The sequence below is a fragment of the Geodermatophilus aquaeductus genome, from assembly GCF_900182545.1.
GTDB classification, from domain to species: Bacteria; Actinomycetota; Actinomycetes; order Mycobacteriales; family Geodermatophilaceae; genus Geodermatophilus; species Geodermatophilus aquaeductus.
This window is the reverse complement of sequence record NZ_FXTJ01000010.1, coordinates 175,986-182,442: the sequence shown is the minus strand read 5'-3', so window position 1 is coordinate 182,442 and position 6,457 is coordinate 175,986. Positions and strand designations below refer to the sequence as shown.

Sequence of the window (6,457 nt, the reverse complement as noted above, 5' to 3'; positions counted from 1 at the left end):
CGGCGCTCGCCGTCCCGGCGGTCCGCGCGGCCGCGACGCTGGTGTGGTGTGCGGTCGGCGCGTGGCTGGTCGCCCGCCCTCCCGTCGCGGTGGCCGCGATGATGCGGCGTCCGGCCGGCCGGCTCGCGGTCCTGGCGTCCTGGCTGTGGCTGGGCGTGCACTTCCTCGCCCGATGAGCGGGAGTGTCGAGCGCCCCGACCCGGACGCCGGGCGTGGGCGACGCCGGATTGGGTGACGGACCTACGGCCACAGCGCGCGGCAGGCCCGTGAGGCGGTGGCCCGGGGCGCTCCGCGTTCGGGCCCCCAGGGCTCGCGTGACACCTACTTGATACTCATCGCCTCGGATCGTCCCTCCAGCAGGGCAGCGAAGCGGTCGGCGGCTTCACGCCCCATGCCGGGGTGCACGTGCTGGTGGACGGTGAGCGTGATGGTGGCGTTGGCGTGCCCGAGTCGCTCCGAGACGACCTCCACCGGGACGCCGGCAGCCAGCAGCAACCCGGATCGACGACCGCCCCTCGCAGTGCCGAGGGCCTGGGTGATGGCCGCCTTCCGGGACCGCCGGGTCCGGACCACCAGGGGGACAGATGTCCCCCTGGGCGGCGGGTGCCGGTGCCACCATCGCTCCCATGGTCACGCGGCGTGTCCGGTGTGCTGTCGCGCTCGTCGTGCTGGTCGCCTCGGCCGCGTGTGGGTCGGACGACGGGGCCGGTGGAGGCCCCTCGCCGACCGCCGCGCCGCCGAGTGTGGGTCAGGACGAGCCGTGGATCGTCTTCCAGGGCGTCGAGCTCGGTCTCACGCTGGCGCGCCCCGATGGGTCCGGCCTCCACACCATCCTCGACGGGGAGACGGTGCACCCTGACTGGTCGCCCGACGGCTCCGAGATCGCCTACGTCGAGGCCGAGGACGGCCGCGGTCAGGTGTGGCTGACAGACGCCGCGGGCGAGGATCCTCGGCCGCTCCTCGAGTCCTCCCCAGCCGGCCTCGAGGACCTCTACTGGGAGAACCCGGCGTGGTCCCGCGACGGTGCACGCATCGCCATGATCGGCTACGACGGCGACCCGAACGACGAAGCGCCCGCCCGATCCGTCCTCGCCGTCGTCGACATCCCCACCGGCGACCTGACTGTCGCCGGCGAACTGGCCCTCGCCGACGGCCGGCTGCACAGTTTTCCCCGCTGGTCGCCCGATGGCGACGCGCTGGTCATGAACATCGACCACTTCACGGGCGAGATCTACGACGGCGCCACCGTCGCGGTGAGCCGTTCCGGCGGGGGCGGCTGGACTCCGCCGGCGGCCATCACCGACGTCGGCGCGTTCGGGCGGGTCGACTGGCACCCCAGCGAGGACCTCATCGTGTTCGGCGACCACGACCTCGGCGGCGACCAGAGCACCGACGAGCCGACCAACCTGTTCACGATCCGGCCGGACGGCAGTGAGCGGCGCCCGGTCACGGACTTCGGCCCCGGCGAGGAGCGGGCCACCCAGCCGACCTGGACGTCGGACGGCCGCATCCTCTTCACGTACGTGACCGGGGACGGCGATCTCGACCGGGCCATCGCCCAGGTCGATGCCGACGGGTCGAACCTCGAGATCCTCATCGAGCCAGAGCTCGTCGGCTCCGGGAACCGGCCGCATCCGCGCCTCCGCCCGCTCCCGCCTGGAGGCGAGTGATCGCAGTCGAGCCGTCGGATCCCCTCCGGTGACGACGACCTCCGCGCACCGGGCGGCGTAGAGCAGCCATCGCGCTCAGCGGGTGACGGAGGAGTCGGCCCCCACGACGGCCCGGGTCCTGTTCTGGGACTGCTGGACGGTCGCGGGCTGCGCGCACGTGTCCGGACGATGACACGACCGAGGTGGAGCGTGCGCCCACGCGATGCCGCCCCCTGCCGGTCAGGACCCGGACACCCGAACGCGGCGGCGGCGCGCGCGGAACAGCACCACTGCGACCGCGAGGACGACGGCGCCGGCCAGGAGGCCGGCGAGGACGCGCTCCCGTCCGCGGTCCCGGCAGTCGCCCACCGGGTCGTCATGCGTGAGTGCGCAGACCATGACCGCCGCGTCGTGCTCCCCGTAGCGGCCGACCAGCTCCGCTCGGAGGTCCTGCCACTGCCGGCGGGACTCCTCGATGGCGCCCGCCACCGCTGCGGCGAAGTTCTGCCCGACCATGCCGCGCGGCTTCGTCGGATCCGTTGCCTCGCCCGTGTCGGGGTCGATCAGGCCGGTGTCCTTGTTGAGCGCCGCATGGGTGACCCGTTCCGCGCACTCGCCGACACCGGGCACCTCGTCCCGGAGCACGTAGCAACCGGTCGAGAGCCCGGGCGGCACGACCGGGGGCGTCTCGCTCCGGAGGTCGAGCACCGGACTCGGCCCGGGCAGGCCCAGACCCGGCGGGTTGTCGTCCCCGATCGCGCGGGTCGGATCGGCCTCGTCGGCCCAGTTGCTGTGCGAGTAGAAGTCCTGCACTCCGTGCAGGACCCGGCCGAGTGCCTCCAGGGTGCCGCACTTGGCGCGGCTCTCCGCGGCCTCGACCATCCGGCAGTCCGACGCGAAGTCCACCTCCTCCGCGACGACCTGACCGTCGCCGTCGAGGAGCTCTCCGGCACGGTCCACCGCTTGGCCGAGACGCACGCGCAGGTGGTCGACGCAGCTCAGCAGTGCCGTCGTGGCCTGTTCACGGGTCTGCGGATAGCCGGCTTCGAGGAAGTCGGCACCGTCGCAGTGCGCGGCCGGGTCGGAGATCTCGTCGCTGTCCGGCGCCCCCACTCCCCCGAAGTCGCGGTCATGCCCCGCGAGGAAGTCCACGGTTGCCGGCTCGAAGCAGGAGTCGTCCGAGCCGGCGTCCCCGGCGCAGGCCAGGGAGGCGCGAGTGATCCGTTCGTGCTCGCGGTGCTGGCCCCCGCTGTCGATCGTCCCGAAGGCGGCGGCGGAGGGGACGGGCCCTACGCTGCCCACCGCCAGGGCGAGTGCTGCCACGAGTCGGATCCGCCGCCATCGCATGTCAGCGCCGTCCGACAGGGACAGCGTCGAGCCGGCCGGCCGCGGGCAGTCCCCACCGTGCCATCGCCGCCACCTCCGTGACCGTCCGGGAACACAGGCTGGCCGATCCCCTGGCCTGCACCATCACCTGGCGGGGATGAGCCACCCGAGCCCGGGCCTGGCCTCGACCGTGTTCGCGCTGCTGCAGCTCGAGGACGGTCCTCCGTGGCGGACCTGCTCGCGGACGTCGTCCTGCTGACCGTGCGGCTCACCGTCGTCCTGCAGGGCGCAACCGCCGTCGACCTGACGTCGCGGCGGAGTCACGGGTGGAGGACTCCTGCCACGACCCGCCGGGTGACCGACCGGGGAAGCCGCGGCATCGTCGTGGTCATCACCCGGTTCAGACCGCCCGGCAGGTGCACCACGCGACCCCTGCGCCGACCCGCAGCCCGGCCGCCGCCACGTGATCGGGACTCATGTGGCCGCCGGGCGCCTCGGTCCTTGCCACGGGTCCGACAACCTCGCCACCAGTCCTCGAGGAGCGGCCGTGGACCTCGACGATCTGCTGGACCAGCCGCGCCGCCGTTGTGACGGTGGCTCGACCTCCCGGAGCCGGTGGCGGTCGCGATCGTCCGCGTCGTGCGGATCGCGCGGCGCGGCGGTGGGGGCTCTACCGTGTCGCCCCTCGGACACCGTTGCGATGTCGCGCTGCATCGTTCACCGGGCATCTGCGGCCGAGATCCGGCTCTTGGTTGTGCAACGCTGGGCCGCATGGCCGAAGCAGCGGCCGCTGACGCGTTCGCCGAGCGCGCCTGGGCAGTCGCGTACCGCCTCTTGTCCCAGGTCCCGCTGGCAGACCTCACCCACACCGACCTCGACCGGCTCGCAGTAGCCGCATACCTGGTCGGTGAGGACGGCGAGGCGGTTGCCGCGTGGGAGCACGCCTACAAGCGCCACACCTGCGCCGCGGAACAGGCGGAGGCTGCGCGGTGCGCGTTCTGGGCTGCCTTCTGCCTGATGATGCGGGGACAGATGGCGCACGCCGGAGGTTGGCTGAGGCGTGGCCAGTCCGTGCTCGGTCACGACCTCGACTGCCCGGCACGCGGCTACCTGCTGATCCCTGCCGTGCTGGCTGCTCTCGACTCCGACGACGCTGATGGCGCGCGACGGCTCGCCGTGCAGGCCGGGGACATCGCCGGGCGCTTCCGAGACGCCGACCTGGCGGCGTTCTCGACGCTCGGGCACGGCCAGGCGTTGTTGGCCATGGGAGACGAGGCGGGCGGGCTGGCCCGGCTGGACGAGGTCATGCTCGCGGTCTGCTCCGGTGAGGTGGGGCCGATCGCGTCGGGGATCGTGTACTGCGCCGTGATCCTCGAGTGCCTGCAGCTCTTCGATCTGGCCCGGGCGGCGGAGTGGACGGCAGCACTCGACGAGTGGTGCCGAGCGCAGCCCGACGTGGTCCCGTACCGCGGCCAGTGCTCGGTGCACCAGTCCCAGCTCCAGCAGGCGGCCGGGGACTGGGCGGGTGCGGTCGCGACGGTGGCGGACGCCCGCAACCGTCTGAGCGATCCGCCACATCCGGCACTCGGCCTGGCTTGCTACCAGGAGGGCGAGCTGTGCCGCGTGCGCGGTGACCTCAAGGCCGCGGCCGACGCGTATCGGGAGGCCACCAGGGCCGGTTACGAGCCGATGCCCGGGTTCGCGCTGCTGGAGCTGCAGCGAGGAGATGCGACGTCGGCGGCGGTCAGCATCGGGCGGGCTCTGCGGGAGGCGGGCCAGCCGTTCCGGCGGCCCGGCCTGCTGGCCGCAGCGGTGGAGATCCGGGTTGCTGTCAGCGACGTCACGGGCGCGACCGAGGCTGCGGCCGAGCTGGTGTCGATCGCGGACCACTCGAGCTCCCCCGTGCTCAGGGCCATGGCAGCCCACGCGATGGGGGCCGCCCTGCTCGCGTCGGGCCAGACCACCGACGCGATGGTGCAGCTGCGGGAAGCCTCCGCGACGTGGCAGCGGCTCAGCATGCCGTACGAGACTGCCCGGAGCGCAGTGCTGCTGGGTCTCGGCTGCGCCGCGTCGGGCGACAGCGCCTCAGCGGCGCTCGAGTTCGGCAACGCCCGGAGCATCTTCGAGTCGCTGGGCGCAGGGCCGGACCTGAGGCGGGCGGACCGGCTCGCCGGCGGGCACGTGGGCAGAGGTCCGCTCTCGGTCCGCGAGCTCGAGGTTCTGGCGCTGGTGGCCGAAGGCAGAACCAGCCGCGCGATCGCCTCCTCGCTGAGGATCAGCCAGCACACCGTGCGCCGGCATCTCGAGAACACCTTCGCCAAGCTCGGAGTCACGAGCCGAGCAGCAGCCGTCGTGTACGCCTACGAACACGACCTGCTCTAGGCCGCCCACCGGCGGGTGGTACGTACGACCCATGACGTCGTCGTCCACCACATGGGTCAACCGGGCGATGCGGGGTCGGGCGGGCGCTTCCTACGGTCGGCCCTCATCCCCACCTCCTGCCGGTGCAAGGAGACCGCAATGACCACCGCCACCTATCGCCACTACTCGGGCACCGCAGCCGAGCTCTACCAGAGCTTCTTCGTGCCCTCGATCGCCACGCCCGTCTCCGCCGAGCTGTTGAGCACCGCCGCGCTCCAGCCCGGCACGCGAGTGCTCGACGTCGCCTGCGGAACGGGCGTCGTCGCCAGGGCAGCCGCCGAGCAGATCGGTCCGACCGGGTCGGTGACCGGCATCGATGTCGCTCCCGACATGATCACGGTCGCCGAGGCCATCCCCTCCGGTGGCGCACCCATCACCTGGCAGGAGGCCGACGCGGCGTCGCTCCCCCTGCCCGACGAGTCCTACGACGTGGGGCTCTGCCAGATGGGGCTCATGTTCATGGAGGACCGAGCGGGCGCGCTGCGCGAGCTGCACCGGGTTCTGGCACCGGGTGGCCGGGTCGTCGTCAACACCCCGGGTCGGATCCAGCATCTCTTCGAGGTGATGGAACAGGCCATCGCCGACAACCTGGGTCCAGGCCTCGGGGCCTTCGTGAGCGCGGTGTTCTCCATGCACGACCCGTCGGTGCTCGCGGGGTTGCTGCAGGATGCCGGGTTCCACGACGTCGCGTGGAAGGAGTACAGCGCCACCTTCGACCTGCCCGGCCCGGTCGAGTTCCTCTGGAACTACATCAACCTGACGCCGATGGGCGCGGTGGTGGGCGACGCCTCCGGGGAAGCCAAGGCTGCGATGGAGCGCCAGATCGTCGAAGGCGCTGCGCCCTGCGTCGTGAACGGTCGCATGCCCGTCGAGCAGCCGATGGCGCTCGCCTGGGGCGTGCGATCCTGAGACGACCCGACTGCACGCTCGGGGAGCTGATCCCCGTCAGTGCGCCACACCGTCGGATGTCGAGGTCGACGGCGAGCTGTCCCGGCTCGCCGTCGAGGCGGCACGTCGCCGCGTACCCCGACGAGATGCTCCGCCCAGCCACCCGCTCCCCC

General features: G+C 72.6%; 6 protein-coding genes. 4 read left to right on the top strand and 2 right to left on the bottom strand.

The window, feature by feature from the left end:
* The first annotated feature begins 41 nt into the window (after positions 1–41).
* Positions 42–176, top strand: coding sequence for a DUF6186 family protein (locus tag FN207_RS27360; RefSeq protein ID WP_281282152.1), 135 nt, complete (start codon positions 42–44; stop codon positions 174–176).
* Positions 177–321: 145 nt separating this feature from the next.
* Here the strand turns inward: FN207_RS27360 and FN207_RS26475 are convergent, their stop codons facing one another.
* On the bottom strand, positions 322–495 hold the full coding sequence (locus FN207_RS26475) for a site-specific integrase (protein ID WP_185938466.1): 174 nt from the start codon (positions 493–495) through the stop codon (positions 322–324).
* 131 nt (positions 496–626) lie between these two features.
* Here FN207_RS26475 and FN207_RS21025 point away from each other — a divergent pair, with 131 nt between their 5' ends.
* Positions 627–1,670 carry a TolB family protein gene (locus FN207_RS21025; RefSeq protein ID WP_142460397.1) on the top strand — a complete coding sequence of 348 codons (1,044 nt, stop codon included), beginning with the start codon at positions 627–629 and terminating at the stop codon, positions 1,668–1,670.
* A 219-nt stretch (positions 1,671–1,889) separates the two neighbouring features.
* On the opposite strand, the gene FN207_RS21020 is transcribed toward FN207_RS21025, so the two are convergent.
* Positions 1,890–2,972 (bottom strand): CinY protein, encoded by a 1,083-nt coding sequence (locus FN207_RS21020; protein WP_142460396.1) that lies wholly within the window; start codon positions 2,970–2,972, stop codon positions 1,890–1,892.
* Between the two features lie 774 nt (positions 2,973–3,746).
* On the opposite strand from FN207_RS21020, the gene FN207_RS21015 reads away from it, so the two are divergent.
* Together FN207_RS21015 and FN207_RS21010 are read left to right on the top strand one after the other, a co-directional pair.
* Positions 3,747–5,357, top strand: coding sequence for a helix-turn-helix transcriptional regulator (locus FN207_RS21015; protein ID WP_142460395.1), 1,611 nt, complete (start codon positions 3,747–3,749; stop codon positions 5,355–5,357).
* Positions 5,358–5,495: 138 nt separating this feature from the next.
* Positions 5,496–6,305 carry a class I SAM-dependent methyltransferase gene (locus FN207_RS21010; protein ID WP_185938465.1) on the top strand — a complete coding sequence of 270 codons (810 nt, stop codon included), beginning with the start codon at positions 5,496–5,498 and terminating at the stop codon, positions 6,303–6,305.
* The last annotated feature ends 152 nt before the right edge of the window (positions 6,306–6,457 follow it).